The 26536-nt window shown below is 63.8% G+C and carries 27 protein-coding genes and 1 pseudogene; 9 read left to right on the top strand and 19 right to left on the bottom strand.

Going from position 1 to position 26536, the window contains the following annotated elements; genetic code table 11:
• Positions 1-5 precede the first annotated feature (5 nt).
• The gene (flhB, locus tag DT069_RS15205) at positions 6-1100 is read left to right on the top strand and encodes a flagellar biosynthesis protein FlhB (RefSeq protein ID WP_119461158.1); all 1095 of its coding nucleotides are present in this window, start codon (positions 6-8) and stop codon (positions 1098-1100) included.
• Between the two features lie 423 nt (positions 1101-1523).
• On the opposite strand, the gene DT069_RS15200 is transcribed toward flhB, so the two are convergent.
• On the bottom strand, positions 1524-2156 hold the full coding sequence (locus DT069_RS15200) for a glutathione S-transferase family protein (RefSeq protein ID WP_119461157.1): 633 nt from the start codon (positions 2154-2156) through the stop codon (positions 1524-1526).
• A gap of 95 nt (positions 2157-2251) precedes the next feature.
• Positions 2252-2539, bottom strand: coding sequence for a putative quinol monooxygenase (locus tag DT069_RS15195; RefSeq protein WP_119461156.1), 288 nt, complete (start codon positions 2537-2539; stop codon positions 2252-2254).
• Between the two features lie 257 nt (positions 2540-2796).
• On the opposite strand from DT069_RS15195, the pseudogene DT069_RS25165 reads away from it, so the two are divergent.
• A pseudogene (locus DT069_RS25165) lies at positions 2797-3510 on the top strand (helix-turn-helix domain-containing protein).
• Positions 3511-3512: 2 nt separating this feature from the next.
• Here DT069_RS25165 and DT069_RS15185 read toward each other — a convergent pair.
• The 11 genes from DT069_RS15185 to DT069_RS15135 all read right to left on the bottom strand — a co-directional run bounded on the left by DT069_RS15185 (position 3513) and on the right by DT069_RS15135 (position 14153).
• Positions 3513-4544 carry a flagellar motor switch protein FliG gene (locus tag DT069_RS15185; RefSeq protein ID WP_119461155.1) on the bottom strand — a complete coding sequence of 344 codons (1032 nt, stop codon included), beginning with the start codon at positions 4542-4544 and terminating at the stop codon, positions 3513-3515.
• Positions 4545-4546: 2 nt separating this feature from the next.
• On the bottom strand, positions 4547-4795 hold the full coding sequence (locus DT069_RS15180) for a hypothetical protein (RefSeq protein ID WP_162913216.1): 249 nt from the start codon (positions 4793-4795) through the stop codon (positions 4547-4549).
• 67 nt (positions 4796-4862) lie between these two features.
• A complete protein-coding gene (flhA, locus tag DT069_RS15175) occupies positions 4863-6956 on the bottom strand; it encodes a flagellar biosynthesis protein FlhA (RefSeq protein ID WP_119461153.1) in 2094 nt (697 codons plus the stop codon).
• On the bottom strand, positions 6953-8449 hold the full coding sequence (gene fliI, locus DT069_RS15170) for a flagellar protein export ATPase FliI (RefSeq protein WP_119461152.1): 1497 nt from the start codon (positions 8447-8449) through the stop codon (positions 6953-6955). Before fliI ends, flhA begins: the two co-directional genes overlap by 4 nt.
• 121 nt (positions 8450-8570) lie before the next feature.
• Positions 8571-8837, bottom strand: a complete 267-nt coding sequence (fliQ, locus tag DT069_RS15165) for a flagellar biosynthesis protein FliQ (protein WP_119461151.1) — start codon at positions 8835-8837, stop codon at positions 8571-8573.
• A gap of 33 nt (positions 8838-8870) precedes the next feature.
• The gene (fliE, locus tag DT069_RS15160; protein WP_119461150.1) at positions 8871-9197 is read right to left on the bottom strand and encodes a flagellar hook-basal body complex protein FliE; all 327 of its coding nucleotides are present in this window, start codon (positions 9195-9197) and stop codon (positions 8871-8873) included.
• Positions 9198-9227: 30 nt separating this feature from the next.
• Positions 9228-9644, bottom strand: coding sequence for a flagellar basal body rod protein FlgC (gene flgC / locus DT069_RS15155; RefSeq protein ID WP_119461149.1), 417 nt, complete (start codon positions 9642-9644; stop codon positions 9228-9230).
• Between the two features lie 13 nt (positions 9645-9657).
• Positions 9658-10053, bottom strand: a complete 396-nt coding sequence (locus tag DT069_RS15150) for a flagellar basal body protein (protein WP_425450268.1) — start codon at positions 10051-10053, stop codon at positions 9658-9660.
• A 77-nt stretch (positions 10054-10130) separates the two neighbouring features.
• The gene (locus DT069_RS15145) at positions 10131-11213 is read right to left on the bottom strand and encodes a flagellin (RefSeq protein ID WP_119461147.1); all 1083 of its coding nucleotides are present in this window, start codon (positions 11211-11213) and stop codon (positions 10131-10133) included.
• 127 nt (positions 11214-11340) lie between these two features.
• Positions 11341-12819, bottom strand: coding sequence for a flagellar hook-associated protein FlgK (flgK, locus tag DT069_RS15140; protein ID WP_119461146.1), 1479 nt, complete (start codon positions 12817-12819; stop codon positions 11341-11343).
• 65 nt (positions 12820-12884) lie between these two features.
• A complete protein-coding gene (locus DT069_RS15135) occupies positions 12885-14153 on the bottom strand; it encodes a flagellar hook protein FlgE (RefSeq protein WP_119461145.1) in 1269 nt (422 codons plus the stop codon).
• Between the two features lie 232 nt (positions 14154-14385).
• Here DT069_RS15135 and DT069_RS15130 point away from each other — a divergent pair, with 232 nt between their 5' ends.
• Positions 14386-15228: a transglycosylase SLT domain-containing protein gene (locus DT069_RS15130; RefSeq protein ID WP_119461144.1), complete on the top strand. Its 843-nt coding sequence runs from the start codon at positions 14386-14388 to the stop codon at positions 15226-15228.
• A gap of 30 nt (positions 15229-15258) precedes the next feature.
• Here DT069_RS15130 and DT069_RS15125 read toward each other — a convergent pair whose 3' ends face one another.
• Positions 15259-15621: a PilZ domain-containing protein gene (locus DT069_RS15125; protein WP_119461143.1), complete on the bottom strand. Its 363-nt coding sequence runs from the start codon at positions 15619-15621 to the stop codon at positions 15259-15261.
• A 173-nt stretch (positions 15622-15794) separates the two neighbouring features.
• On the opposite strand from DT069_RS15125, the gene DT069_RS15120 reads away from it, so the two are divergent.
• Positions 15795-16982 carry a pyridoxal-phosphate-dependent aminotransferase family protein gene (locus DT069_RS15120; RefSeq protein WP_119461142.1) on the top strand — a complete coding sequence of 396 codons (1188 nt, stop codon included), beginning with the start codon at positions 15795-15797 and terminating at the stop codon, positions 16980-16982.
• A gap of 16 nt (positions 16983-16998) precedes the next feature.
• Here DT069_RS15120 and DT069_RS15115 read toward each other — a convergent pair whose 3' ends face one another.
• Positions 16999-17943 carry a LysR substrate-binding domain-containing protein gene (locus tag DT069_RS15115; RefSeq protein WP_425450267.1) on the bottom strand — a complete coding sequence of 315 codons (945 nt, stop codon included), beginning with the start codon at positions 17941-17943 and terminating at the stop codon, positions 16999-17001.
• A 95-nt stretch (positions 17944-18038) separates the two neighbouring features.
• On the opposite strand from DT069_RS15115, the gene argH reads away from it, so the two are divergent.
• Genes argH through DT069_RS15095 form a run of 4 tightly spaced genes read left to right on the top strand, consistent with a single transcriptional unit; the run spans position 18039 to position 22059 of the window.
• Positions 18039-19463, top strand: a complete 1425-nt coding sequence (gene argH / locus DT069_RS15110) for an argininosuccinate lyase (RefSeq protein WP_119461141.1) — start codon at positions 18039-18041, stop codon at positions 19461-19463.
• 34 nt (positions 19464-19497) lie between these two features.
• Positions 19498-20409, top strand: a complete 912-nt coding sequence (locus DT069_RS15105) for an amino acid ABC transporter permease (protein WP_119461140.1) — start codon at positions 19498-19500, stop codon at positions 20407-20409.
• The gene (locus DT069_RS15100; RefSeq protein WP_425450266.1) at positions 20406-21176 is read left to right on the top strand and encodes an amino acid ABC transporter ATP-binding protein; all 771 of its coding nucleotides are present in this window, start codon (positions 20406-20408) and stop codon (positions 21174-21176) included. Before DT069_RS15105 ends, DT069_RS15100 begins: the two co-directional genes overlap by 4 nt.
• A 52-nt stretch (positions 21177-21228) precedes the next feature.
• A complete protein-coding gene (locus tag DT069_RS15095; protein ID WP_119461138.1) occupies positions 21229-22059 on the top strand; it encodes an ABC transporter substrate-binding protein in 831 nt (276 codons plus the stop codon).
• Between the two features lie 23 nt (positions 22060-22082).
• Here the strand turns inward: DT069_RS15095 and DT069_RS15090 are convergent, their stop codons facing one another.
• Positions 22083-22736: a WGR domain-containing protein gene (locus DT069_RS15090; protein ID WP_119461137.1), complete on the bottom strand. Its 654-nt coding sequence runs from the start codon at positions 22734-22736 to the stop codon at positions 22083-22085.
• A 269-nt stretch (positions 22737-23005) separates the two neighbouring features.
• On the opposite strand from DT069_RS15090, the gene DT069_RS15085 reads away from it, so the two are divergent.
• On the top strand, positions 23006-24121 hold the full coding sequence (locus DT069_RS15085) for an alcohol dehydrogenase family protein (protein WP_119461136.1): 1116 nt from the start codon (positions 23006-23008) through the stop codon (positions 24119-24121).
• Positions 24122-24151: 30 nt separating this feature from the next.
• On the opposite strand, the gene DT069_RS15080 is transcribed toward DT069_RS15085, so the two are convergent.
• The 3 genes from DT069_RS15080 to DT069_RS15070 are packed head-to-tail and all read right to left on the bottom strand — an operon-like array spanning position 24152 to position 26531.
• Entirely contained in the window at positions 24152-24862 is a 711-nt protein-coding gene (locus DT069_RS15080) for a cysteine hydrolase family protein (protein WP_119461135.1), read from the bottom strand.
• Between the two features lie 2 nt (positions 24863-24864).
• A complete protein-coding gene (locus tag DT069_RS15075; protein WP_119461134.1) occupies positions 24865-25668 on the bottom strand; it encodes an ABC transporter permease in 804 nt (267 codons plus the stop codon).
• On the bottom strand, positions 25665-26531 hold the full coding sequence (locus DT069_RS15070) for an ABC transporter permease (RefSeq protein WP_425450265.1): 867 nt from the start codon (positions 26529-26531) through the stop codon (positions 25665-25667). Before DT069_RS15070 ends, DT069_RS15075 begins: the two co-directional genes overlap by 4 nt.
• Between the last annotated feature and the right edge of the window lie 5 nt (positions 26532-26536).

Here is a 26536-nt window from a genome sequence, read left to right as displayed (position 1 = left end):
CGGCGATGGCCGAGGATAAACAGGACAAGTCCTCCCAAACCGAAGAGCCGACAGAGAAAAAGCTCACCGACGCCGTTCGGCAGGGCAATACCCCGAATTCGCGGGAAGTCGGGACCTTCATGACCATTCTGGCGACGCTGCTCATCGCGGCGTCCGTCGGCCCGACCGCTATCGGCGAGATCTCGTCCGCCATGGTGCCGTTGATCGATCGCCCGGAAGACTTCGTCGCGACGACGAGCGTCCGCGATCTCCTGCATCTCGCCCATGGGCTGGTGACGCAGATCGGAATTGCACTTCTGCCGATCTTCGCCACGCTCCTGCTCTGCGGGCTGGTGGGGGTGTTCGCGCAAGGCAATTTCGTGATCGCGCCCGAGCGGATTGCGCCGAAACTGGAAAGAATCTCGCTGCTCAAGGGGTTTTCGCGCATCTTCGGGCTGGGCGCGCTGGTCGAGTTCTCCTTCGGGCTGTCGAAGCTCGTTATCGTCGGAGTCACGACCGGCCTGGTGATCTGGCCCGCCTTCGCCAGCGCTGAGGCGACCGTCTTCATCGACGTCAACCGAATACCGGACCTGATCCGCGAGCTCACGCTCCGGATGCTCTTTGCGGTCACCGCCACGATGATCCTGATCGTAATCGCCGACCTGCTCTGGCGCCGCTTCGACTGGCGCCGGAAGCTGCGGATGTCGACGAAGGAGATCAAGGATGAGCTGAAGCAGGTCGAAGGTGACCCGCACATCAAGGCAAAAATCCGCGAGCTGCGGCGTCAGCGCGCCCGCAAACGGATGATGGAGGCGGTGCCGAAGGCGTCGGTCGTCATCATGAACCCGACCCACTATGCCGTGGCGCTGAAGTACGAGCGGGATAAGAGCGCGGTCCCGGTCTGCGTCGCCAAGGGGCTCGACCTAGTCGCCCTCAAGATCAGGCAGGTGGCGGAGGAGAACGATGTGCCGGTCGTCGAGGAGCCGCCGCTCGCCCGCGCGCTCTACGCCTCGATCGACATCGATCAGCCCATCAAACCGGAGTTCTATCGGGCCGTCGCCCAGATCATCAGCTACATCCTGGCCCAGAACGCGAAGCGGGAGAGCCGGGCGCGCGCCTGAACCCGTCCGAACGCATCATCGGCCGCCGGCTCTCATCCTACGGCAAGCAGGCGTAAACACCCTCTCCCGCAATCGGGAGAGGGCGTGTCGATCGAAACTCTGGCCGGTGTTGTGCCGCCTTATACCAGCGGCGCAGATTTCTGACTCTTCGTATTTCCTGCCACCGTTGCGTCCGTGGAGGCTCCTGCGATTCCGGGGCCGCAGAGAGAACGAGACGCCAAGGGTCGAGCGACCGGCGGCAGGTCCGCTATGCGGGACGAAGCTGACCTTGCCTATGCCACCAACCAAAATAACTGCCGCGACCGTTTTTTGACCTCAGATCGGCAAGCCGACTTTGCGCATCATGGTCCCCAGTCTCTCCGTCCGCATTTTGAGCAGCATGCAGGCATCGCCTGCCACCGAGCGCACTTCCGAACATCCCTATCAGGTAACAGGCTGGAGGCTTGCAAATGCTTCGGCGATCCGCTGCGGCGCCTTGGGACGCGCGTACATCCGCACAAGGTATGCTTTGAGATTCGGACAGCCGTCAATCAGCCCATTTTCATCGCCCCAGTCCAGAACATAGGCGGTGACGCAATCAGCGATGGTTATGTTGTCGCCGACGATGAACTCACGCCCATCCATGTGACGGTCAAGTATTGCTGCCATCGCCACAAACTCCTCTCTGGCGAGAGCAATATCTTCTGGCAGACGCTTGTCCTCGGGATACACAAAGGTGTGCCTGGCTATCCGCCACAGCGGCTGTTCAAGTTCGGTGACCGCAAACATAGACCAGCGATACGCCTGCGCCCGCTCCGTTAGGTCGGCGGGCATGAACCCTTTGACACCATACTTCTCTGCCAAGTACATGACGATCGCGGCGGATTCTGTGAGTACAAGGTCACCGTCAACCAGCACCGGAAGTTTTCCGGCGGGATTGAGGCGCAGGAAGTCGGGGTGACGGTTTTCGCCAGCTAGGAGGTTGACGGGCACAAACTCGAATTCCGCATCAAGCTCTTGAAGGGCCCAAAGTGCGCGAAGCGAGCGCGTCGGACCTAATCCATACAGTTTCATCATCTTGGTTTTTCCCCAATTTCAAACAGACAGCGGCGTCACGGCGTTGACAGATACGTAGAAGGTGGGAAGCAGAACGTTTCTGCCGCCCTATGCTGTCAGAACGGATGCCCTGAGTGACTGATGTGATGCTTCTGGACATTTCCAATTTCGAATTGCACATCGGTCTTGGGCGGGTTCGATATCTTTCGCCAGGCCTCCAGGTCGGCTTCGGACTCCCATAATTCCATCAAGTTGACACGTGAAGGATCGACAGGATCTTCGCTGATGGATAGGTCGAGGCAACCCGGATATGCGCGGGCGCGCCTGATCAAATCCGCATGTGCTTCAACGAAGGCCTTCCGTCGAGGGGCCGGAACTTTGTAATGGCCCGCGACAACCAGCATGTTTCTTCTCCCATCATTGAAATTGCGTAGTCACTTTCAAAGGACGTTGGAGGAATCTCCGAGCCGACAGAGGGTCGCAAAAAAACTATCCGTGATGCTTTCACCATACCCAAGGGGTGCGAGCGGCAGGCAGCTTCTGTTTCCGAGGCATTCGACATCTCCTTGCCTACTATACCAGCGGCGCAAATTTCTGACTCGCGGCTCCAGGTTTGTCGGCGGCCTGATTCATGATTCCTTGGGGCGAAGGAGATCCGCCCATGGGATCAGCAGTTGAATTGCGGACGGACTATTCGGCCTCGGAGCTTCGCCGGTTGGCCCGGGCCTCACAGGATGCGCGGCAGAGCAGCCGGCTGCTTTCGCTGGCGGCGGTGTTCGACGGTATGAGCCGAGCGGAATCCGCCCGGATCGGCGGAATGGACTGCCCAACCTTGCGCGACTGGGCGCATCGCTTCAACGAAGCCGGGCCGGACGGGCTCAAGGACGCTTGGTACGGTGGCCTCGCGCCGCGGCTTTCGCCAAAGCAACTGGCAGAGTTGGCCGAGATCGTCGAAACCGGTCCCGCCTCCATCGTCGACGGGGTGGTGCCCCTTCGGCAAGCTCAGGAGGCGGTGCGTCGATCTCCAGAAGGTCATCAAGGATCGCTTCGGGGGCGACGATCACGAGCGCCATGTGTCGACCTCTTTTGAAGAAGCTGGGCTTCTCCCCCATGAGCGCCCGGCCGCGCCACCCCGCGCAGGATGCCGAAATCGTCGAGGCATATAAAAGAACTTCCCGCGCGCGCTGGACCCGGTCGAGAACGTCTGGCAGTACATGCCACCGACTGGCTCTCAAACCGCGTCTTCGACACCTGTGAGGCGATCATCGACGCCGCTTACGAGGCTTGGCAGAGGCTCCTCGCGCAACCACAATCGATCACGTCCATCGGAATGAGGCGCTGGGCACATGTCGGTCAATCGTCACATGATCGCTGATACTACAGGATCATCTGCGCGGTGGAATTCGGCCCTTGCGTCAGATAGATCTCGCCGCGGTCGCTCAGCTCCTTGGCCAAGCTCAGGATCTTGTTCTGGGCGTCCTCGACCTCGTCGGCACGGACCGGCCCCATGTTCTCGAGCTCGCTCCGGACAATCAGGCCGGCGCGTTCCGAGAAGTTCGCGAAGAATATGTCTCGGACCTCGTCGCGCACGCCCTTCAGCGCCGTGACGATGACCTCGACCTCCGCATTCTGGATGATGACCTGAAGCGTGCGCGGATCGAGCTTCACCAGGTCGTCGAACGTGAACATGAGCGCCTTGATGACCGTCGCGGAGTCCGGCATGTCCTCTTCCAGGCCGCCCATGATTTCCTTCAGGCTGTCCCGGTCCACCATGTTCAGGATATCGGCCATGTGCATATGGCTGTCGCTGCCGTGGGCCCGGATGTAGTTGGCCATGAATTCGCTGTGCAGCATCTCCTCGACGTCCTCAAGGATGTCCTTCTGCACATACTCCATCTCGATCATGCGTCGCACGACGTCGTGGACGAACGCCTTGGGCAGGAGAGGCAGAACCTTCGCCGTATGGCTCGACCTGATCTTCGAAAGGATGACCGCGGCCGTCTGCGGGTGCTCGCCTTGCAGATAGGTCGCCAGCACCTGCTCGTTCACATTCGAGACCTTCTCCCACATGGTCCGGCCGGCCGGTCCGCGGATCTCGCTCATGATCTCCATGACGCGATCATCCTCGAGGAAGTTCGACAGCATTCGCTCCGTGCTCTCATAGGTGCCGATCACCGTCGCGCTGTTCGCGAAATGGTCGGTGAACTGACGCAGGAGCTGCTCGGCGATCTCCGAGGTGATGCTGCCGAGGCTGGCCATGGCTCGACTGACGATGCGAATCTCATCGTCGTCGAACTTCTCCATCACCTTGGCGCCCTTCTCCTTGCCGAGCGACAACAGAATGACGGCGGCCTTCTCTGGTCCGGTCAGATGTTCGTAATTGTCCCGGACACGAATCTGGGTGCCCATTCTCAACCTCCAATCTCGTCACGTTCTGCAACAGGAGACTGATTCACCACCTGGTCTCCGCCCGCCCTCTCGATGGAAAGGGCCAGTTCCCGGTCATATCGAAAAATGTATCCGAGGATCTCGTTCATGGCCGATACGGCCCGCGCAGGGATCATCGTCCCGGCGCTGAGCCGCCCCAGGATATCGCCCAGGTCGGAATCGTCATTGACCTCCAGGCCGCTTTCGCGGGCGAGATCCAGCAGCCGATCCACCAGCTCGCCCCGCGATCGTTCATCTGCTCCCATCGGTGGCCTGTGTCCCCTATGCATGCCCCGCCTCTCAGATCTGTGCGACCGTCTTGATCGGGGTCTTCCGGTGCAGCTCGGCGTGGCTGATCACCGGCGTCGAGGGACTCACGCGCTCGAGAATCGAACGAATGAAGGGGCGGGCGTCCTGGCTGGCCAGGATCGCGAACGGGTTCCCGCCGGCGATCTGCTCCTGAATGGCCGGGCGCGCGGCCAGCACGAACTCGTGCACCATGGTCGGCGGCATGGTGAAGACGCGGTCTTCGCCCTCGGGCTTGATGTGATCGAGGAAGGCCTGCTCCCATTTCGGCGCGAGCGTGACCACGGAGATGAAGCCGTCGGGTCCGATCAGGTTCTGGCAGATCTGCTGCGCCAGCTTGGTGCGGACATGCTCGACGATCACATTCACGTTCCGCGTATGCGCGACGGCCTCGGACACGCCCTCGAGGATGCGCGGCAGGTTTCGAATCGAAACATGCTCGGCCAGAAGCCCCTGGAGAACGTTCTGCAGCGCCGCCATGGTGATCTGGCTCGGCACAAGATCGTGGACGAGCTTCTGATAGTCCCCATCCAAGCCGTCCAGAAGCTTGCGAACGGACGCATAGCTCAGTAGCGAGGTGAGATTGTCCTTGATGGCCTCGGTCAGATGCGTGATCACGACGCTTTCCGCATCGACCACGGTATAGCCTTTCGCCTCCGCCTCCTCCGCGAAGGCCTTGCTGATCCAGCGTGCCGGAAGGCCGAAGGTCGGCTCGCGGGTCTCTTCTCCCTGAATGCGCGGGGTCTTCCCGGCCGAGTCGATGGCGAGCATATAGTTCGGCCAGATCTCGCCCTTGCCGACGACGACGCCCTGTACGGCGATCTCGTATCCCTTCGGCGGCAGATAGGCGTTATCCTTGATTCGGATCTTGGGCAGGAAGAAGCCGTATTCCTTGGCAAAGCGCTTGCGCAGCAGCTTGACCTTCGCCGTCAGCCCGGCGCCTTCGCTGATGATCAGCGGCACGAGCTGGTTTCCGACCTCGACCTGGATGTCGTCGATGCGGAGCATCTCCTCGATCGGCGTCTCGTCCGTCGCCTGCGGCGCGGCTTCGGCGAGCGCTGCCCTCTGCTGCTCGAACTCCAGGCGAGCGAAATGCTTCGGCAGGTACCAAGCGACGACGCCGAACCCGCTCGACAGCAGAAGAAAGGGGGCGACGGGTAGCCCGGGCGTAAGTGCAAGCACGCCCATCAACAGCGATGCCACCGCCAGCGCCTTCGGATAGCCGCCGAGCTGCCGGAGGACGGCCTTGTCGGCGGATCCGACGTTGCCGCCCTTGGTGACGAGCAGGCCCGCGGCAAGCGAGACGATCAGCCCCGGAATCTGCGAAACCAAGCCATCGCCGACCGAAAGAATCGTGTAGATCTCCACCGCCTCGCCGATCGCGAGATCCTGCTGACCGACGCCGATAAGGATCCCGCCGATCACATTGATGAAGGTGATGATCAGGCTGGCGATGGCGTCGCCGCGAACGAACTTGGAGGCACCGTCCATGGAACCGAAGAAGGAGCTTTCGTCCTCGAGCTCCCGGCGGCGGCGTTGCGCGCCCTCATCGTCGATCAATCCGGCCGAAAGATCGGCGTCGATCGCCATCTGCTTGCCGGGAATCGCATCCAGGGTGAAACGGGCTGTCACCTCGGCGACGCGCGTCGCGCCCTTGGTGATGACCATAAAGTTCACCGTGGTCAGAATCGCGAATACGATCAACCCGATGAGGAAATTGCCGTTCATCACGAAGTTCGCGAACCCTTCGATCACGTGGCCCGCCGCGTCGTGGCCGGTGTGACCGTCGCTCAGAATCAGGCGTGTCGTGGCGATGTTCAGCGCCAGGCGCAGGGTCGTCGCCACGAGCAGGATGGTCGGGAAGGACGAGAAGTCGAGCGGCTTGTTGATCCACAGGGCGACCATCAGGATCAGCACGCTCAAGGCGAGCGATATGGCAAGCCCACCATCCAGAAGCCAGGATGGAATGGGCATGAACAGGACCATCAGGATCAGCACGATGGCGGCCGCGAACATCATATCGCGCTGGCCCATGCCGATGCGCAGCGACGTCAGCAGACTAGGCCTGGAACTGGCGACGTCACTCATCCGGCGACGGCCGTCAAGGGTTCATCCGCCGCCCCGCCCGAGGCTCCCCCCCGGTCCGGAAACGGCATGACGTTCTCCCCCGAGACTGCGGATGAGCCCCCCGGCGAGGCTGCCGCTGCCCCCGCGGGCTTACCGGCCATCGTCGAGCGGCCGAAGGTCGACGGCTCGCGCTCGCCGTGAAGAATCGTGCGCAATCTCGAAAATCCGTCCTCGATGCTCATCTGCTCGCCGATCTGCTGGCCCAGAAAGGCCTCGAGCTGCGGATATACGGCGATGGCGCGATCGACGGTGGGATTGCTGCCGGGCCGATAGGCCCCGATCTGGATCATCTCGCGCAGATTCTCGTACTCCGCGATGAGCTCTCGCGCCTCGCGGAAGAGCGACAGCTCCGCCTCGTCATGACAGGCCGGCAAGGCCCGCGACACGCTCCGCAGCGCATCGATCGCCGGAAATCGTCCGCGCTCGGCGATCTCCCGATCGAGCACCAGGTGCCCGTCGACGATGCTGCGGACCGCATCGGCGATGGGCTCGTTCGTATCGTCGCCTTCGACGAGGACCGTGAAGATGCCGGTAATATCGCCTTGGCCCGCAAGCCCGGGGCCGGACCGTTCCAGCAGCTTCGGAAGCTCCGCGAAGACGCTCGGCGGATAGCCCTTGGTGGTCGGAGGCTCTCCGACGGCCAAGCCGATCTCCCGCTGCGCCATTGCGAACCGGGTGATGCTGTCCATCATACACAGCACCTGATGGCCGCGATCGCGGAACTCCTCGGCAATGGCGGCCGTGACATAGGCCGCCTGACGGCGCATCTGCGGGCTTTCGTCGGAGGTCGCGACCACCAGAATGGATCGCCGCAGCCCGCCCTCGCCGAGCTGCTCCTGCAGGAAGTCCTGGACCTCGCGGCCGCGCTCGCCGATGAGCCCGATGACATTGATATCCGCCTGGGAGGAACGGACGAGCATCGAGAGCAATGTCGACTTGCCGACGCCCGATCCGGAGAAGATCCCCATCCGCTGTCCCTTGCAGATCGGCACGAAGGTGTTGATCGCGCGAATGCCGGTATCCAGCTTTGCGCCCATGCGCCGCCGTTGATAGGCCGGCACTGCCGGAGCCCGCAGGGCCCGGTGGCGATCACCCAGGGTGACGGGCCCTTTCCCGTCGATCGTCTGGCCCATGGCGTTGAAGACACGGCCGATCCAGCTTTCATCGGGGCGAATGAACGCATCGCTCTCGGTCAGATAGACATCGCTGCCGACGACGATGCCGTCGACGCTGTCGAACGGCATGACGATGGTGCGGTTCTCTTGAAACCCGACCACCTCGCAGAGAACCTGCCGGCCGTCCTTGCGAACGATCTTGCACTTGTCGCCCGGCGCCAAGTGCGACTGCAGCCCGGTCAGCTTGACCGTCGTACCGAGGCAGGCCGATACCTGCCCCCGATAGACCGGCCCGCCGAGCCGTTCGAACTCCGCTCTGAGATATCCAAGACTTGACATGCAAATCGACGCCGAGTGAACCCCGGCCTTACCCTAATGATTCAGGTTTAATCTGAGGTATACGCCACCGAGCGGCGGGCCGGGCCGACGCGGGTCCGGGGCGGAAGTCTGTCGGATGTTTCTAAAATCCGGCCCCGATGCGGTCGACCAGATTGAGCGCGTAGTTCGACAGGCCCTGATACATGAACGGCGTCGACACCGCGATCACCACGAGGATCGCCACGATCTTCGGCACGAAGGTGAGCGTCATCTCCTGGACCTGCGTAAGGGCCTGCAGCAAAGCGATCCCGACACCGACGATCATCGCAACCGCCAATGCCGGCGCGGCGATCAGCAGCGCCGTCCATATGCCGTCCCGCAACAGGTCGATGGCGTCGGTCTCGCTCATCGCGACGCTCGCCGGAGCCCGCGACCAGTCCGCCTAGACCGGCATCCGCAGGATTTCCTGATAGGCCTGCACCATCTTGTCGCGAATGGCGATCGCCGAGTTCAGGGTCAGTTCAGCCGCCATCACGGCCTCGACGACCTGCTGCGAGCTCGCCTTGCCCTTCGTGCCGGCGACGGAGACGGCTTCGCTCTCCTGAAGCTGCTCGATCGACGTTTTCGCCATGCTCTTCATGAAGTCGCCGAAGGTCGGCTCGGCAACGTTCGTCGACGGCGAAGGGCCGTTGGTGAGGCCCTGGCCGAACAGCTTGTTCTGCGCGTACAGCCGGGCAGCCTGGCCCAGGGACGGCGTGATGAGCGACATGGCGATGGTCTCCTAGAGATTCAGCTAGAGTCAGCGGCGGATCAGGTCGGTGGTGCGCATCAACATCGACCGGGCCTGCTCGACCATGTTGAGGTTGGCCTCATAGGCGCGCGTCGCTTCCCGCATGTCCGCCATCTCGATCAGGGTCGAGACGTTCGGCATCTTGACGTAGCCGGCTTCATCGGCCGCCGGGTGATTCGGATTATAGACCTGCTTGAACAGGGATCTGTCGACGCCGATGCTCTTCACGTCCACCAGCGACGCGCCGATCGACCGGTCGAGCTCAGCCTCGAAGGTGATCGTCTTGCGTCGGTAGGGGTCGCCGCCCGGCACGCTGGCGGTCGAGTTCGCGTTGGCCACGTTCTCCGCGACCACCCGCATCCGCAATCCCTGGGCCTTCAGCCCGGACGACGCGACGGCGATCGTCCCTAGCAAGGAGTCATACATGATCGTTCCCCAACTACTGGCTGCTGATCGCCAACTTCAGCATCGAATGGCTCGACTTGTAGAGGTTCGAGACGAGCGAATAGGACGCCACCGTCTCGGACGCCTTCAGCATCTCCTGCTCGAGAACCACGCTGTTGCCGCTCGGCGTGACTTCCCAGACCGGCGCGTCGCTGTCCACGCCGAACCTTCCATCTTCCGCAGCACTGCCCAGCCCCATATGGCCCGGCTGCGTCCGGGCCAGCCGGACCTCCGCCTCCTTCAGGGCCGCCTCGAACGGCTTCAGGTCGCGGGAGACGAAGCCGGGCGTGCTGGCGTTCGAGACATTCTCGGCAATGGTCTGATGGCGCGTCGCCAGATAGGAAAGGCGGCTACTCGCCAGCTTGAAGAGACCGATACCCATAACGTCCATGTCTTGCCTGCCTGGCCAGAGAAGTTCGGGCTACCTATCTACCCGACGCCGTTTAAACTGAGGTTTCGTTCAAAAGCCTAAAGAAAATTCACGAGGCTGAGCCTGCTGAGTCGCGCGGTCATCGCGTAGCTCGTCTCGATCTGGGTTTCCAGGGTCGTGATCCTTACATTCGTCTCGTAGGGGTCCGCCGCTTCCAGGTCGTTGATCCGTCCGTTCAGGACATTCTGGAGAAGCTCATGGCGGCCCTGTGCGTGCTCGACGGTCTGTTCCGCCAGTCCCAGCTCGGCCTTTTTCTCGGTTATCTGGGCCACCCCGGCCTGCAGATCGGCGAGCGATTGCGCGAGAAGCTCATGGTATTGAGCCGGCGGCATGGAATTCATGTCGATCGCGGCCAGCGTATAGGCGGCCTTCAGAACCTGGCGGACGCCCGGACCGTCGGCGCGGGCGCCATAGGTGATCTCCTGGCTCGCATCGACCTTGCCCGTCACATCGGTCGTCGACCCGTTGTAGAACGTCGTCGCATAGCGATGGGTCGCCACGGTGTGGGTGTTGTCGAACACCGATGCGATGCCGTCGGGACCATTCAGAAGGTCATCCAAAGTGGCGGCATCGACGACCGGCGGCTTCGCCGCGATGACATTCTGCAGCACCTGATTCGGTGACACGCCGGTGCCGGCATTGACCTGGTCCGAGTCCTGAGCCGGTTGAGTGTCCGTGGCCGTCCCGGCGAACAGATATCGGCCGCCGTTGCTCGTATTGAGCGTTCCCAGCAAGTTCGCCAGAAGATCCTTCGCGGCATCCTGAACGAGCCTTGCGCCGGCCTCGCCACTCATTCCGGCGATGAGCGTCTTTATGAAACCACTGGCATCACCGCTGTCCTCGTCGCCCGCGACGGCATTGACGACATTGGTCAGGGCCGCCTGGGTGATTTCGAGACGCGACGTGATCGTCGCGTTCGACGTCATATACTCCTCGGCCTCCGAAAAGGCGTTGTGCATGCCGATGAGTTGGGCCGTGCGTGGCCCGATCTCTCCCGCGACGTCGAACTTCTTTCCCGTTCCCTGCTCCTTGAGAAGGGCGGACATCTGACCCTGCGCCTCGGAAAGGGCTTTGCGATTCTGCAGCGACATGCCCATGGTGGACACGGATTGAACAAACATCGCGGACCTCCTAACGGTTCGATGCCAACAGATGAGTCCCGTTCACTGACCGGCTCGAACCACAAACGCCTTAGGTTGGCGGACTGATGCACGCAACGCCTGAGAACCCGGCGTTACGATCAGGCCACTAGAACTCGAACAAGCGTGCGATCATCCGGTTGGCGGTCTCCAGGACTTGCGCATTGGCCGCATAACTCCGTTCGATCGTGAGAAGTTTCTGCATTTCGTCATCGATATTGACGCCGTCCCGGTTCAAGCGGGATGTCGACAAGGCGTCGTGCGCAATGGACTTGCCTTCCAGGCTCGTTTCCGCCTGTTGCCTTATCGCATGCTGGTCCGATACCGCCGCGGACGCGAAATCGAGCAGTTTCGCCGACGTCTGAAGCCCGGCCGCCGGGTCGAAGGCCATGACCGAATCGAAGACCGCCTCGAACTGGCGGATCTGCGCGTTATCGGCCGGCGGCCCCTCGGCGGCGGCATGAATGCCGTCGCGAACCCGCCACAGATCCCCGCCGGTCTCCGGCTTGACCATGTCGTTCACGGCGATGCGCCCGGCGAGCCCCGCGACATAAGCCGTCGGGTCATGGGCGTTCCCGCTGTCGGTGAACAGGCCGGTATCCTCCGGCGGCGCGCCCGTCACCGTGGCGTCGGCATTCTGGAACCCGGCTATCAGCTGACTGGCGGCCTCGTCGATCTGGATCTGGAAGCGCACCATGGTGGTGTCGCGGATTTCGAATAGTCCGGCCAGCCTGCCGGAGGGGATCGAACCGGCATTTCCGCTGCCCGGAGCGATGTCGATGCCATCCACCTCGAGGCCGCTGAGGCCACCCGGCGTCAAGGGGTCGTACTGCAGCGATGCCGGGATGTTCGGCGACGGCGTGAACTCAAGATAGGAAACCTCGGCATCGAGCAGTGTCGCCCCGCCCTGGGTCATGATGTGCACTTCGCCGTTTTCCTGCGTGACCGTGCGGATCGGGATCTCTTGCGCGATCTGGTCGATAAGGTTGTCGCGTTGGTCTTTCAAGTCGGTGTAGTCGGCGCCGGCGTTCCCGCGGGCGCTTATCTCGCTGTTGAGCGCCTTGATCCGATCCAGCGCGGTGTTGACGGTCCTCACGCTCTCCCCGATCTGCGCGTCGGCATCCTCGCGGGCCTGGCGTATCGCGGCATCGGTGCGTTGGAACACCTGCACCAGGCCTTCCGCCGAGGTGACCACCGCTTGCTGACTCGCGGTACTTTCCGGGCTCTCGCCCAATTCGCCGAGCTGGCGATCGAAATCCGCGAGCAGGCTCGCCAAGGACCGTTCGTCCTGCGGCTGGCCGACGATATCGGTGAAGTATCGCAGGGCCTCGGCCAGCACCTGCTGCTCGGCCACCCCACTGGAGGCATTGCGGACATCCCGGATCAGGAACTCGTCGACACGCCTGGCGATCCCATCGACCCGCACGCCGTACCCGACCCCGCCGAGAACGAGCGAGCTCAGATCCACGTCCTTGCGGACATAGCCGTGCGTTTGGGCGTTCGCGACGTTGCGGCTGAGAATCGCCGACTGGGTCTGCGTGGCCCGCAAACCGGTGAGCGCCGCATTGATCGCCTGGGTAATCGACATCACTCTGCTCCCTTCGTGACCACGCAAGGCGGCTTGCCGGCCCTAAGGCCGACAAGCCCCTCTACTTACCGCTTCAGCTGGCTGAGTTCGGCCATCATCTCATCGCCGGTCTGGAAGATCTTCGCATTGGACGAATAGGCCCGCTGCGTCTGGATCAGCTGCGTCAGCTCCTCGGCAATATCGACGTTGGAGGCTTCCAGGGCGCTGGCGACGACCTCACCGGCGGGGCCGTGCGTCCCCTCCCACAAATACATCTGTCCGGAATTCTGACCCAGGCGGAAGATATTGCCATCGTCGGAAGTCAGACCGTTGGGATTGGGCACGGCGGCGAGGGGAACCTGATAGATCGGCGTCCGCTCGCCGTTATTGAAGATGGCGTAAACGACACCCTCCTTGTCGACTTCGACCCGCTGCAGCACGCCGAGCTGGGCTCCGTCACTGTGGATCTCCGGCTGGTAGTCGCCATCGAATTGCACGATGCCGTTGGGCGTGTTCACCGCACCGATATCGAGGTCGATCGGCTGACCGTCGACATTGGTCAGGCCCAGCACGCCAGTGGGCATCGCAGGCGTATAGGTCATCGGCATACCGGGGTTCGGATCGGCCACGCCGTTGAAGAGGATGTCGACCGTTCCGATGTTGGTCCCGTCATAGTCAATGACGTTGAGCGTCCATTGATTGTCGGTGGCGGCGTCCGGCGTCCACTCCAGTGTCAGCCGTCGGGGAGTGCCCAGCGGGTCGTAATAGGTGGTGGAGGTTGTCTGCACCTGCCCCGTCCCTCCGGGCCCCGGGGCACCCGCCGGAAGGTTCGCGGAGAAATCGATCCGCGTCGTCGGCGAGCCGGCGAAGGTCAGGTTGTTGATATTGACGGTCTCGAGATCGTTGAAGGTGTCGGTCGACGGCGCCGCGATGACTGGCGTTCCGTCGGCATTGAGCTCAAACCCCTGCAGGTAATAGCCGGCCGAATTGACCAGGTTCCCAGCATCGTCCGGCACGAAGGAGCCGGCGCGGGTCAGGGCAAAGGACCGATCCGCCGCGGTCGCATGGTCCGCCACGACGAAGAAGCCGCCGCCGGCGATGGCGAGATCGGTGCTCGACGAGGTGGGGAGCAGCGTCCCGGCCTTGCCGATCTCCTGTCGGATGGACGGGAGCACGCCGCCGGAGGTGTAGCTGGTCTGCGTCGGCGGCTGCGTCACCATCGAGGTGAACTGGACCTCGGCCCGCTTATAGCCGACGGTGCTGGAATTGCTGATGTTGTCGGCGATTGCCGCGAATTTCGTGCTCTGCGCCTGCAGTCCGGCCACGCCAGCCCGCATTGCACCCATGAGGCTCATGGTGGATCTCCCCTCGTTTGCCTGCCCGCTCTTCTGGGGTCGCCACGCAGAGCCCTTCTTGGGGTGCAACGCTCAGCCGTCGCCGGACTGAAGCGATGGTGAGGCTACAGACCGATGTTTAAAGCTGATTAAAAGAATTGTGGTGTATCACTACGTTCATCTTGTTCTTTCGGCGCGCATCGAAAATAGTTTTGCCCATGATGACCGCCGCGAAGGAGCCTGGAGCACCGATATGAGCGTAGGTCCAATTCACGGGAACAGCGCCGAATTGCGCGGCGTTTCGCCCCAGATCACCTCGGCGATTCAGATGGCGAGTCTGCGGTCCGGGGTCGATTTTTCCTATTTGGTAACCAAGGCTGCCATGGAAAGCGGCTTCGACCCCCACATCCAGGCCAAAACCAGCAGCGCGACCGGACTCTACCAGTTCATCGACCAGACCTGGCTGGACATGGTCAAGACCCATGGTGCGAAATACGGTCTGGGGGGCTATGCCACCGCGCTCGAATCGGGGCACGCGGACGATGCCCTGAAGCAAAAAATTCTCGACCTTCGCGAGGATCCCAAGATTTCGGCCTTCATGGCGGCTGAATACACCCGGGGCAATCGGAACTATCTCGAGGGAACGGTCGGCGGCAGGATCGGAGATACCGAGCTCTATCTGGCTCATTTCCTCGGGCCGGGCGGAGCGGAGAAGTTCCTCCGCGCCCTGCGGGCCGACCCGGGGCAGGATGCGGCCAGCATCTTGCCGCAGGCCGCCGAGGCCAACAGGGCCATCTTCTATCGGAACGGGCAACCTCTCTCGCTCGAGGACGTCTATGACCGCTTCGCGGCGAAATTCGCGGACCGAGCCATCGCTGCAGCCGGTCCCACGGAAGCCGGCCGCCAGCCGATCGAACCCGACGCGCAGGCCACGGCTTCCGCTGGGGGAGCCGAAGCAGGCTCAACCCGGCCGTCGCACTGGATGCCGTCGCCTGTGCAGTCCCCGGGGCCGGCCCTTCGGATGAGCTATGCGACGCAGCTCTATCTCCTATCCTTGTCGATGCCGGGCGGAGAGCCGGACGAGGGCTCGGTCTAGGTCCTGATTATCTGAATCAGGGCTGGGGTCCTATCGGGTCGGGCGCATCGGCCGCCGGAGATAGTGCTCGAAGAAACGGTTCAAGCGCTCGTCGACCGAGGTGAACTGAAGCGCCAGTTCCTTTCGCCTTTGGATATGGCGGATGACGCGCGCAGTGAACGGAACCCGCTCCGGCCCCTTGAAGGTCGCGCCGACGATGAAGCCGCGGACGACATCGTCAGGCTTCAGGGACCCGTCATAGGGCCGAATCAGCAACCCGCCGACGGACCAGTTCAAAGGGCGCCAGACCCCATTGTTGAAATGGACCTCGAAAACCGGCTCGCTCATCCGCTCGTGGCGGCGCGCGTCGCGGCCGCTGACGTTGTAGTATTGCTCGGTTTTGATATGACGCATGCCGTGCCTCAAGAAGGAGGCGCGATCTTATCAACTTATTCTTTGCCAAAGCTTAATCGCCAACCGCCGCTGTCCGGCGGAGCGATCGGCCCGCTTGCAAGCGGCGGTGGCGGCCTGTATGCCCTGTGAAGCTGAAACTTGTCGAAACGCCCTGTTTGGGAGATCCCGCAGCAATGACTGTCCGCCACGGCCGCGAGTTCCTCAGCATTCCCGGCCCGACCACGGTGCCCGACGACGTCCTCGCCGCCATGCATCGTCCGGCGATCGACATCTATTCCGGCGCGCTCATCGAGGTTACCGCGAGTTGCCTCGAGGATCTCCGCAGGCTGTTCCGCACGCGAGGCCGGACCTACATCTACGCCGCCAACGGCCACGGCGCCTGGGAGGCGGCGCTGGTGAACCTGCTCTCGAAGGGCGACAAGATCCTTGTCCTCGAAAGCGGCCGCTTCGCTCTCGGCTGGGGCGAGATGGCTGCCGTTCTCGGCATCCGCGTCGAAGTGCTGCCGGGGAACTGGCGCCGCGCGGTTGATCCGGCGGCGCTGGAAGCCCGCCTCCGCGAAGACAAGGCGGGGGACATCAAGGCCGTGCTCGTCGTCCAGATCGACACCGCCTCGAGCGTCGTCAACGATATTCCGGGCATCCGCAAGGCCATCGACAATGCCGGGCACGACGCCCTGCTGATGGTCGACACCATCGCGTCGCTGGGCACCATGCCGTTCGACATGGATGGCTGGGGCGTCGACGTCGCCGTGACCGGCTCGCAGAAGGGGCTGATGATGCCGCCGGGATTGAGCTTCGTCGCCGCCAACGAGAAGGCGAGGGCAGTTCACCAGCAGGCCGGACTACGCACGCACTATTGGGACTGGACCGCGCGCGATGGCGCGGAGCACTACCAGAAATATTGCGGCACGCCTCCCGAACATATGCTGTTCGGCCTGCGCAAGGCGCTGGACATGCTGTTCGAGGAGGGGCTGGAGAATGTCTTCGAACGCCACCGGCTCCTCGCCGAAGCGGTCCGCCGAGCCGTCGAGGCCTGGGGTGCCGGCGGCGCCTTGGAGTTCAATATCACGGAGCCCAGCGAGCGCGCCAATTCGGTGACGACCGTGCTCACGACGGACGGCCGCGATCCGAAGCCGCTGCTGGCATACTGCGAGCAGAAATGCGGCGTGGTGCTGGGCATCGGCATCGGCGACCTGGGCGGCAGGGCCCTGCGGATCGCGCATATGGGCCACGTCAACGCGCCCATGGTCCTGGGGACTCTGGCCGTTCTGGAGACCGGGCTCGTCGCACTCGGCATCCCTCACGGCGAAGGCGGGGTCAGAGCCGCGGTCGAATGGCTCGGCCGATCGGTGCCGGCATGACCGGACACCAACGCCTTCAGGCGTTCGGCCCCAAGGCTTTCGCTTCGTCCAGAAGCCAATCCCGGAAGACCGTGAGCGCGGCCCGCGAGGGCCGATCCGCCGGGACCGTAAACCAGTAGCCGTTCCGGCTGAAGAAGCCGAGGTCCCGCGGGTTGACGAGCCGCTCGGACGCCAATTCCTCCATCACCAGGCAGCGCGGCACGAGCGCGAGCCCCTGTCCGGCGATCGCCGCGCGGATGACCAGCGCATAGAAGCCGAAGCGGATGATATGGGCCGGCGTGAAATCGACGAGCCCCTGGGCATCGGCGAACTCGCTCCACCGCAGCGGCGTCTGGAAATGGTCGAGCACCGTGTAGCGGCGCACGTCGTCGGCCGTCCCGATGCCGCCCATCCGTGCGAGCAATGAGGGCGAGGCGACGAGCGCGACATCGCGACCGAAGAGATAATCGGCCGCCTGTCCCCGCCAATCGCCCTCGCCGAAGCGGAAGACGGCATCCGCCTCCTCCACCATATCGCTCGTGATGAAGGTGGTGAACTGCACGTCGATGTCCGGGTGCCGTTCGGTGAAGCGCGAGAAGCGTGGCACCAGCCAGCGGTCGCCGAGGATCGGGAGCACATGCAGCCGGATCAAGCCCGGCGAAGCGCGCGTGGCGCTGACCCGCGCCGCCGCCGTCTCCAGCGCGCCGAGAGCGACCCGCGCCTGCGTCACGTAGATCCGCCCCGCTTCCGTCAGCACGAAGCCACGGCTCGTGCGCGCGAACAGCGCGGAGCCGGCGATCTCCTCGAGCCCCTTGAGCTGCTTGCTCACGGCACTCTGGGTCAGGTGGACCGCGCGTGCCGCCGCCGAGGCGGTGCCGTGTTCGGCGAGCGCCACGAGGACGCGCAGCGCAGTCGTCGATGGAAGAGGGCGGATACCCTGCATGGCCTTGCCCGATCGAAACAGGCCGGCAGAGTATTCCATTTCGGACTGGGGGTGGGAGATCATTTCATTTGTTGGCGTCACGGCAGCTTGTCAATTTTCGGTCACGACGGACGACCGCTTGAGGAGGACTGCCGATGACTCAACCGACGCGCCTTTGGGGTGGCCGCTTCCGCACGGGTCCCTCGCCGGCGCTGATGCGCCTGTCGCGTGCCGATGCGAGCTATTTCCGCCTCGTCCCCTATGACATTGCCGCGTCGATCGCACATGCCCGCGAACTCGTCCGCGCCAGCGTCCTTAGCGAGGCGGAATACGAGAAGATCGCCGCCGCCCTCGTCGCGATCGGGCGGGACTTCGAGGCCGGCGAGGCCGTCCCGACGGAGACGGACGAGGACGTCCACACCTTCATAGAGCGGCTTCTGATCGAGCGGCTTGGCACCCTCGGCGGCAAGCTGCGCGCCGGCCGTTCGCGCAACGACCAGGCCGCCAACGACCTGAAGCTCTATCTCAGGGACAAGGTGCGCATCATCGTCCTCGACGTTCTCGCCTTGCAGCAGGCGGTGGTTTCGCAGGCGAAGGCGCATGTGGATACGCTCGCCCCCGGCTTCACCCACCTTCAGCCGGCCCAGCCGGTGAGCTTCGCTCACCAGCTTCTGGCCCATGCCCAGACCTTCGCGCGCGACGTCGAGCGTCTGCGCGACTGGGACCGCCGCAGCGCCCTCTCGCCGCTCGGCGCGGCGGCGCTCACCGGCTCCGCCCTTGCCCTGCATCCGGAGCTGTCTGCGCAAGAGCTCGGCTATGACGGCCCATGCGAGAACTCGATCGACGCGGTCGGCAGCCGCGACCATGTGGCCGAGTTCCTGTTCGCGACGGCGATGCTCGGCGTCCATCTCTCGCGGCTTGCCGAGGAGATCTTCCTCTGGTCCTCGCGCCAGTTCCGCTGGATCGAGCTCGACGATGCCTATGCGACCGGCTCGTCGATCATGCCGCAGAAGAAGAACGCCGATATCGCAGAGCTCACGCGCGGCCGGGCGTCGCGCCTGATCGGCGGCCTCACGACCATGCTCACCGCGCTCAAGGGCCTGCCTTTCGCCTATAACCGCGATCTCATCGAGGACAAGTTCACGGCTCTCGAGACCGTCGACACGTTGGCGGCAGTCCTGCCGGCCATGGCGGGCCTGGTGGGGACGATGCGCGTCGACGCCGAGCGGCTCGCACGCCAGGCGACCGACGGCTTCACGCTGGCGACCGAAGTCGCCGACTGGCTGGCGCGCCGGGGCGTGCCCTTCTCCGAAGCGCACGAGATCACCGGAGCCCTCGTACGCCATTGCGAGGACCGCGACATCGGCTTCGAAGCGCTCGACGACGAGGACCTGGCGGCGATCGACGCGCGGCTCGAACCCGCCATCAAGGCCTGCCTGACTCCCGAGGCGGCCGTCGCCGCCCGGACGGGCTATGGCGGAACGGCCCCGGCGCGCGTCGGCGAGCAGATTGAGCGTCTGGCCGCCATGCTTGACGAGCAGCGGCGATGGGCAGAAACCTACGCCGGCCCGCGCGGCTGAGCATGCGGAGAACGGTCAAGAGAGGAGGATGCCGATGGACGTGAAGGTGGCGACAGCAGGCACGGACGATGCTGCCCACACCTCGCCCTATTCCATCGCCCATCTGCGGCACGTTCCGCAGCGGCATTATGGCCGCTGGCTGGCGGCGACTCTGATCCTCCTCGCCTTCGCGGCCATCGTGAAGGCCTTCGCGGAAGGTCAGATCGCCTGGAGCGTCGTCGCGCAGTTCTTCACCGTACCGGCGATCCTCACCGGGCTTGCCAACACCGTGCTGATGACGGTCTGCGCCATGCTTCTCGGTATCCTGCTCGGCGTGCTCTTCGCGGTCATGGTGATGTCGCCGAATCCGGTGCTGAAGGCCGTCTCGGTCTTCTATATCTGGTTCTTCCGCGGCACGCCGCTGATCCTGCAGCTTCTCATCTGGTTCAACTTGGCGCTCGTCTTCCCCACGATCGGCATCCCCGGCCTTTTCGAGGCGCGCACCGTCGACGTGATGACCCCCTTCGTCGCCACGTTCCTCGGGCTCGGCATCAACCAGGGCGCCTATACCGCCGAGGTCGTGCGGGCCAGCATCCTGTCGGTCGATGCTGGCCAGACCGAGGCAGCGAAGTCGATCGGCATGACACGGCTCACCGCCTTGCGGCGCATCGTCCTACCGCAGGCGATGCGCGTGATCATCCCGCCGGTCGGCAACGAGGTGATCAGCATGGTCAAGCTCACTTCGATCGCGAGCGTGATCCAGTATTCCGAGATCCTGCGCAACGCCCAGACGATCTATTATGCCAATGCCCGGGTGATCGAGCTGCTGATCGTCGCCGCCATCTGGTATCTCGTCGTCGTGACCGTCCTGACGATCGGCCAGCATTTCCTCGAGAAGCACTTCTCGAAGGGCCATGGCGAGCGCAGCGCGCAGCGTGCGACGGCGCCGGCAGCCGGAGGGGCATGACCATGAAGCCGATGGTCGTCGCGGTCGACGTTCACAAGCATTTCGGCTCGCTGCACGCCCTCGACGGCATTTCCATCGAGGTGCCGCATGGCGAGGTTCTGTGCATCATCGGCCCGTCGGGATCGGGCAAGAGCACCTTCCTGCGCTGCATCAACCAGCTGGAGCGCATCGACGGCGGCGCAATCTGGGTCGACGGCGAACTCGCCGGCTATCGTCGTTCGGGAGAATCGCTCCTGCCGCTCAGCGACAAGGAGATCGCCCGCCAGCGCTTGGCGAGCGGCATGGTCTTCCAGCGCTTCAACCTCTTCGCCCATCTGACGGCGCTGCAGAACATCATCGAGGGCCCGGTCACAGTGCGGAAGCGCCCGAAGGCGCAAGCCGTCGACGAGGCGATGGCGCTGCTGGAGCGCGTCGGCCTCGCCGACAAGCGCGATGCCTATCCGAGCGAGCTGTCGGGCGGGCAGCAGCAGCGCGTTGCAATCGCGCGCGCGCTCGCCATGAAGCCGAAACTCATGCTGTTCGACGAGCCCACCTCGGCGCTCGACCCCGAGCTTGTCGGCGAGGTTCTTGCCGTCATCCGCGATCTGGCGACGAGCGGCATGACCATGATCGTAGTGACGCACGAACTCGGTTTCGCGCGCGAGGTCTCCAGCCGCGTCGTCTTCATGGATCTCGGCCGCATCATCGAGGAAGGACCACCGCAGGAGATTCTCGTGCGGCCCGAGCAGGCCCGCACCCGCGATTTCATCGCCGCCGTCCTGTCCTGACAACCCCAGAACAACAGCGAACAACACGCAAACCAACGAGAGGAGAGCTCGAATGAAGCCGATCAAGAGTCTGCTGGCGGCGGCTGCCGCGCTTGCGGTAGCGACGCCCGCATTGGCGCAGGAAGTTCCGGCGCGCATCAAGGAAGCGGGCAAGATCGTCATCGCGACCAACCCCAACTACGCGCCGATCACCTACAAGGATCCAGCCACCAACGAGTTGACGGGCTTCGACATCGACCTTGGCGAGGCCATTGCCGAGGAGCTCGGCGTGGAGGTCGAGTGGCAGGAGATCGCCTTCGCCCAGATGCTGCCGTCGCTGCAGACCGGGCGGGTCGACATGGTGCTCGCGGGCATGAGCGATCTGCCGTCCCGCCGGGACGTTGCCGACTTCGTCGACTATATGGTGTCTGGCGCACAGTTCTACACGAGCAGCGCCTTGGCGGACGAGATCAAGACGCCGGAGGATCTGTGCGGAAAGTCGGTCGGCGCCAGCCGCGCGACGAACTGGCCGACCCAGATCGCCGAATGGAGCGAGGAGAACTGCGTCGCCAAGGGCAAGCCCGCGATCGACGCGGTCGGCACGGAAGGCTCGGTCGGCGCGCGCACGCAGCTCAAGACGCAGCGCATCCAGGGCGCCGTCCAGGGCAACGAGACGCTGCCTTACTTCCAGGAGCTCGAGCCGGACACCTACGTCCTGCTCGGCGAGCCCTTCACGAAAACCCTCACCGGCATTCCCTTCCTGAAGACCGAGACGCAGCTGCGCGACGCCGTCAAGGCCGCGATCGAGCGGCTTCAGGAAAACGGCACCTATGACCAGCTCCTCGCCAAATACGGCCTCGCGGCGAACAAGCTCGAGCCCGTCACGATCAACCAGGGCAAGTAATCGCCCTGGCTTGAGCCCAAGCTTCAGCCGGAGCCGTCGGTCCGCTCCACGAGATCGAGCAGACGATCGGCAAGTCCTGCCAAGGCCGAAGCGAGGTCGCTCGTCTCGCTCGGCTCCGGCGCTGCGCCATAGACGGTGAGGATCTCGTCGCGTACGCCGTGGATCGCCTGCTCCAGGCGAGACAGATCGCGCCGCCGCCGCTCCGCGGCCAGGTCGATGACCTCGGCGCCGGGGAGATCACTCGGGGAAATCCCCGCGGCCTCGAGCAGCGGAAGGGCGGCCGGCTCCGTTCGGCCGCGCCGTCTCGGGCGGACACCGATGCTCGTCGGCGCCGGCCGCCGAGTTCGGCTGTCGTCCTCGACGAAGCGGCACAGGACGCCCAGCCAGGGCAGCATGTTGAGACTGTCGGACGCGGTGACCTCGCGCAACCGATAGGCGCAGCCGATCCGCCGCGGTGCCGATAGTCGCCGGGCGAGATAGCGGCCGATGATCCGGCGCGCCTCCTCCTCCGAAACGGCGCAGGCCCGCAGCCTGTGGCCGTGCGTGCCCACCCGGGCGAAGCGGATGCTCACCGTCCATGCGGAGAACAGGTCGCGATCCACCTGGATCTCGTAGGCGCGGTGATGGTTCGCCTCGTCGCGATGCGCCTCGAGGCGAATGCGCAGGCGATCAAGCATGAGTCCGACCGCCCATGGTCAGACCGGATACGTCGCGGAACCCTGCCCTCTGCTGCCGTGCTATAGCGCGCATCCTGCGTCGATCGGCATTTATTCACAGGCTGTGGATAATTTCCGGCACCCTCGCCCGAAATACAAGCAAAAATGGTAATGATTTACGAGGCTTGCCGATCGGACTACCGCAATCGGGCCTTGATAGCGATCCGCCTGCGCGCAGAATGGGCGCGAAACACTGACTGGCGAACCACAGGCGCGGAGAATAAATCCCAATGAGTACCGATCACATCCCGACGACCATGAAGGCAGTCCTTCTCACCGGGCATGGCGGGTTGGACAAGCTGGTCTATCGCGAGGACGTCCCCGTCCCGCAGCCGGCAGCTGGGGAGGTGCTGATCGAGGTCACCGCCTGCGGGATGAACAACACCGACGTCTGGGTCCGCGAGGGCGCCTACGGCACGGAGACGGACCCGGGTGCCGTCTCGACATGGCGCCGGGGCCGGTCGACGCTCACCTTCCCGCGGATCCAGGGCACCGACATCGTCGGCCGCATCGCCGTGGTCGGCGCCGGCATTCCGGAGAGTCGGATCGGCGAGCGGGTGATGGTCGATTTCAGCCTCTACAACCGCGACGACGACAGCCTCGCCGACATCGACTATATCGGCCACGGCCGGGACGGCGGCTACGCTGAGTACACGGCGGTCCCCGCCGAGAATGCGCATTCCGTCCGCAGCGCGATGAGCGACGCCGAGCTTGCGACCTTCTGCTGCGCCTATCTGACGGGAGAGCACATGCTGGATCGCGCGCGCGTGGCCGCCGGCGAGCGCGTTCTCGTGACCGGCGCTTCAGGCGGCGTCGGCTCCGGCATCATTCAGCTCTGCCGCGTCCGCGGCGCCGTTCCCTATGCCGTCGTCGGACCCGGCAAGGAGGATGCGGTCAGGGCGATCGGCGCGGAAGCCGTGATCTCGCGGTCCGAGGGCGACCTGGCCGCGGCGGTCGACAAGGCGACCGGCGGCGAGCCCATCGATGTGGTGGCCGACCTGGTCGGCGGCCCGATGTTCAACGACCTGCTCCGGATTCTGCGCCCCGAAGGACGCTACACCACGGCCGGCGCGATCGCCGGGCCGGTGGTGCAGCTCGACCTGCGCACGATGTACCTGAAGCATCTGGAGCTCCACGGCTCCTCGCAAGGCACGCGCGGCGCGTTCCGCCGGCTGCTCGGCTATATCGAGCAAGGCAGGATCAAGGCGCTGCTCGGCGGGACCTACAAGCTGTCGGACTTCCACAAGGCCCAATCGGATTTCATCGCCAAGCGGTTCATCGGCAAGCTGGTGGTGAGTCCGGACGGGAAATGGAACGAAGCGCGGCGCGACTTTCGGGCGGGATAGGCCATCGGCCCAACCCGCCCGCGTCGTCGTTCACAGGGACGTACCGCATCGGATGGCCTCCATCACCTCTTCGGCCGTCTCCACGACACGGCCGAAGCTGAGGGCGAAGGACTGAAGGGTCGCGGCGTGCATCTGCGGATCGTAGTCCGCGAGAGCGTCGGAGACGAGCACACAATCATATCCCCGGTCGGCGGCGTCGCGGGCGGTCGCATCGACGCAGGCGCTGGTTATGACTCCGGTCACGACGAGCGTCGAGATCCCCATGCGAGAGAGGGTCCGGTCGAGCTCGCTTCCATTGAAAGCACCGTTCGTCGTCTTCTTCACGATCGTTTCCCCGGCGGCTGGGGTCAGTTCCTCGAGGATTTGGAAGTCCGGATTGCCCGACCACCAGAGGTCGCGGATTCCGGTCGCTGCCTCTAGGTTGCGTGTCCAGTTCCGGAAGCGCTCGGGGCAGTCCCGGAGATCGGTATAGTCCGACCCGAGGACCAGATGGATCACCGAGAGTCCTTCGGCGCGGAAGAGGTCCAGCAGACTCCGAATGGCCGGCACCGTCTTTCTGCGCAGGCGATCGTTGTAATAGTCCATCGAGCCGGGCGCGATTTCGGCCCAGGCACGGCACAGCCCGCGATCGGGGGAAGCATCGTGGTACTGCATGTCGATGATCACCAGCGCCATGCGCTCGCGGACGCCGAGGTCCACCTTCGGCACCATCTCCGTGAACTGCTTCAAGCCCTCATGCATGCTCAGAGTCTCCTTCGGTCCTTTGCCAGAAGCCACACGCCGAGCAGGATGAGTCCCACGGATGCTCCCACTGTCAGGCTGGCGATTGCGTTGATCTCGGGGGTGATTCCGATGCGCAGCATCGACCAGATGTGCATCGGGAGCGTGTTTTCCGCGCCGGTCAGGAAGAAGGTCACCGGCAACTCGTCGAACGACAAGGTGAACACGAGGAGGGCGCTGCCCACGACTGCGGTGCGGAGGTTCGGCAGCATCACCAGAAAGAAGGTTTCGAGACGGTTCGCGCCGAGGTCCATGCTTGCCTGCTCGAGGTTGGCGTCAAACCGTTGCAGACGCGCGTGGACCTGAACGACGACGATCGGCATCCAGACGAGGCTCTGGCCAAGGATCACCGTCCATAACGACAGGCCGATGTCGCTGCGATTCAGAACGATCAGCAGCGCTAGACCGGTGATGAACTGCGGGACAATGAGCGGCAGCAGAAAGGTCTGCTCTAGGAATCTTCCCAGGCGCCCGCGCAATCTCCGTAATGCAAGCGCGAGAGGGACTCCGGCAAGCGTCGTCACCGTCACGCAGGCGCTGGCCACCATGAGGCTGTTCCACAGAGCTTGCTGCAACTCCCTGTCCTCCAGAAGCAGGCGATACCAACGAAAGGACCAAGCCTCGATCGGCCAGGAGAGAACCTGGCTTTCCTGGAAGGAGAAGGCCACGAGCACGGCGATCGGTGCGTAGAGAAACAGAAAGATGAGTATCGCGGCGGCCGCGAACGTCCACCTCGCTCCACGACTTGCTCCACCGCCCGCGCTCATGCACGACCTCTCGAGACGGTCCGGCCAATCCAGACGGAGAGCCCGACAAGCAGCATGACGATGAGCAGAACGAGAATTGCGAGGGCGCTGCCGAAGGGCCAGTCATAGGCCGCGCCGAACTGTGCGATGATCACGTTGGCGATCATGATATCGCCGGTGCCGCCGAGCAGCGACGGCGTGATGAAATCGCCAAAGGACAGACAGAAGACCACCATGGCGCCGGCGGCGAGCCCCGGCACGGTCAGCGGAAAAACGACGTGCCAGAACGTCGCCCAAGGCGGCGAGCCGAGGTCGGCGCTGGCTTCAACATAGCCACGCGGAATCTTCTCGAGCGCCGCGTAAACCGGGAGCGCCACGAACGGCAGGAAAATATAGATCAGCGCGATCGAGATCGAAAATTTGTTATAGAGGAGAAACGAGGCTGGTTGGTCCAGCACTCCGGCCTGGGTCAAGGCGGAGTTCAGAATGCCGTTTCGGCCGAGGATGATTTTCCAGATGTAGGCGCGGAGGAGAAAGCTCGTCCATAACGGCACGATAAGCAGGAAGAACAGGAGATTGCGCCACCGTTCCGCATACACCGCCAAATAATAGGCCAGCAGATAGCCCAGAACGGACGAGACCAGCGTAACGATGGTCGCGACTTCGGCGGAATTGAGGATCACCTGCCGGTACAGGTCGTTGGTGAAGGCCCTCGCGTAGTTCTCCGGCGAAAGGGCCGGGCGCAACGTATAGAGATCCTTCTCCCAGAAGCTGAAGGCGAAGACATTCGCGTATGGCAGGCCGATAAAGACCACGAGATAGCCGATCGCCGCGATTGCGCAGACGATCTCGATCCGATGCCGTTGCAGCTTCGCTTGCCACATGGCGC

It is taken from the genome of Virgifigura deserti (assembly GCA_003576685.1).
GTDB lineage: Bacteria > Pseudomonadota > Alphaproteobacteria > Dongiales > Dongiaceae > Virgifigura > Virgifigura deserti.
The sequence above is the reverse complement of the archived record's forward strand: the minus strand, read 5'-3'. Positions and strand labels throughout refer to the sequence as shown.

Excerpts from the sequence above, each read along its gene's own strand:
- flhA (WP_119461153.1), bottom strand. The coding sequence starts at position 6,956 with ATGAGTGACGTCGCCAGTTCCAGGCCTAGTCTGCTGACGTCGCTGCGC.
- DT069_RS15090 (WP_119461137.1), bottom strand. The coding sequence starts at position 22,736 with ATGCTTGATCGCCTGCGCATTCGCCTCGAGGCGCATCGCGACGAGGCG.
- DT069_RS15105 (WP_119461140.1), top strand. The coding sequence starts at position 19,498 with ATGGACGTGAAGGTGGCGACAGCAGGCACGGACGATGCTGCCCACACC.
- DT069_RS15075 (WP_119461134.1), bottom strand. The coding sequence starts at position 25,668 with ATGAGCGCGGGCGGTGGAGCAAGTCGTGGAGCGAGGTGGACGTTCGCG.
- DT069_RS15150 (WP_425450268.1), bottom strand. The coding sequence starts at position 10,053 with ATGGACGTTATGGGTATCGGTCTCTTCAAGCTGGCGAGTAGCCGCCTT.
- DT069_RS15195 (WP_119461156.1), bottom strand. The coding sequence starts at position 2,539 with ATGCTGGTTGTCGCGGGCCATTACAAAGTTCCGGCCCCTCGACGGAAG.
- fliI (WP_119461152.1), bottom strand. The coding sequence starts at position 8,449 with ATGTCAAGTCTTGGATATCTCAGAGCGGAGTTCGAACGGCTCGGCGGG.
- flgK (WP_119461146.1), bottom strand. The coding sequence starts at position 12,819 with ATGTCGATTACCCAGGCGATCAATGCGGCGCTCACCGGTTTGCGGGCC.
- flgC (WP_119461149.1), bottom strand. The coding sequence starts at position 9,644 with ATGTATGACTCCTTGCTAGGGACGATCGCCGTCGCGTCGTCCGGGCTG.
- argH (WP_119461141.1), top strand. The coding sequence starts at position 18,039 with ATGACTCAACCGACGCGCCTTTGGGGTGGCCGCTTCCGCACGGGTCCC.
- DT069_RS15120 (WP_119461142.1), top strand. The coding sequence starts at position 15,795 with ATGACTGTCCGCCACGGCCGCGAGTTCCTCAGCATTCCCGGCCCGACC.
- DT069_RS15115 (WP_425450267.1), bottom strand. The coding sequence starts at position 17,943 with ATGGAATACTCTGCCGGCCTGTTTCGATCGGGCAAGGCCATGCAGGGT.
- DT069_RS15185 (WP_119461155.1), bottom strand. The coding sequence starts at position 4,544 with ATGGGCACCCAGATTCGTGTCCGGGACAATTACGAACATCTGACCGGA.
- DT069_RS15145 (WP_119461147.1), bottom strand. The coding sequence starts at position 11,213 with ATGTTTGTTCAATCCGTGTCCACCATGGGCATGTCGCTGCAGAATCGC.
- DT069_RS15100 (WP_425450266.1), top strand. The coding sequence starts at position 20,406 with ATGACCATGAAGCCGATGGTCGTCGCGGTCGACGTTCACAAGCATTTC.
- fliQ (WP_119461151.1), bottom strand. The coding sequence starts at position 8,837 with ATGAGCGAGACCGACGCCATCGACCTGTTGCGGGACGGCATATGGACG.
- DT069_RS15135 (WP_119461145.1), bottom strand. The coding sequence starts at position 14,153 with ATGAGCCTCATGGGTGCAATGCGGGCTGGCGTGGCCGGACTGCAGGCG.
- DT069_RS15070 (WP_425450265.1), bottom strand. The coding sequence starts at position 26,531 with ATGTGGCAAGCGAAGCTGCAACGGCATCGGATCGAGATCGTCTGCGCA.
- DT069_RS15125 (WP_119461143.1), bottom strand. The coding sequence starts at position 15,621 with ATGCGTCATATCAAAACCGAGCAATACTACAACGTCAGCGGCCGCGAC.
- fliE (WP_119461150.1), bottom strand. The coding sequence starts at position 9,197 with ATGTCGCTCATCACGCCGTCCCTGGGCCAGGCTGCCCGGCTGTACGCG.
- DT069_RS15095 (WP_119461138.1), top strand. The coding sequence starts at position 21,229 with ATGAAGCCGATCAAGAGTCTGCTGGCGGCGGCTGCCGCGCTTGCGGTA.
- DT069_RS15085 (WP_119461136.1), top strand. The coding sequence starts at position 23,006 with ATGAGTACCGATCACATCCCGACGACCATGAAGGCAGTCCTTCTCACC.
- DT069_RS15080 (WP_119461135.1), bottom strand. The coding sequence starts at position 24,862 with ATGCATGAGGGCTTGAAGCAGTTCACGGAGATGGTGCCGAAGGTGGAC.
- flhB (WP_119461158.1), top strand. The coding sequence starts at position 6 with ATGGCCGAGGATAAACAGGACAAGTCCTCCCAAACCGAAGAGCCGACA.
- DT069_RS15200 (WP_119461157.1), bottom strand. The coding sequence starts at position 2,156 with ATGATGAAACTGTATGGATTAGGTCCGACGCGCTCGCTTCGCGCACTT.
- DT069_RS15130 (WP_119461144.1), top strand. The coding sequence starts at position 14,386 with ATGAGCGTAGGTCCAATTCACGGGAACAGCGCCGAATTGCGCGGCGTT.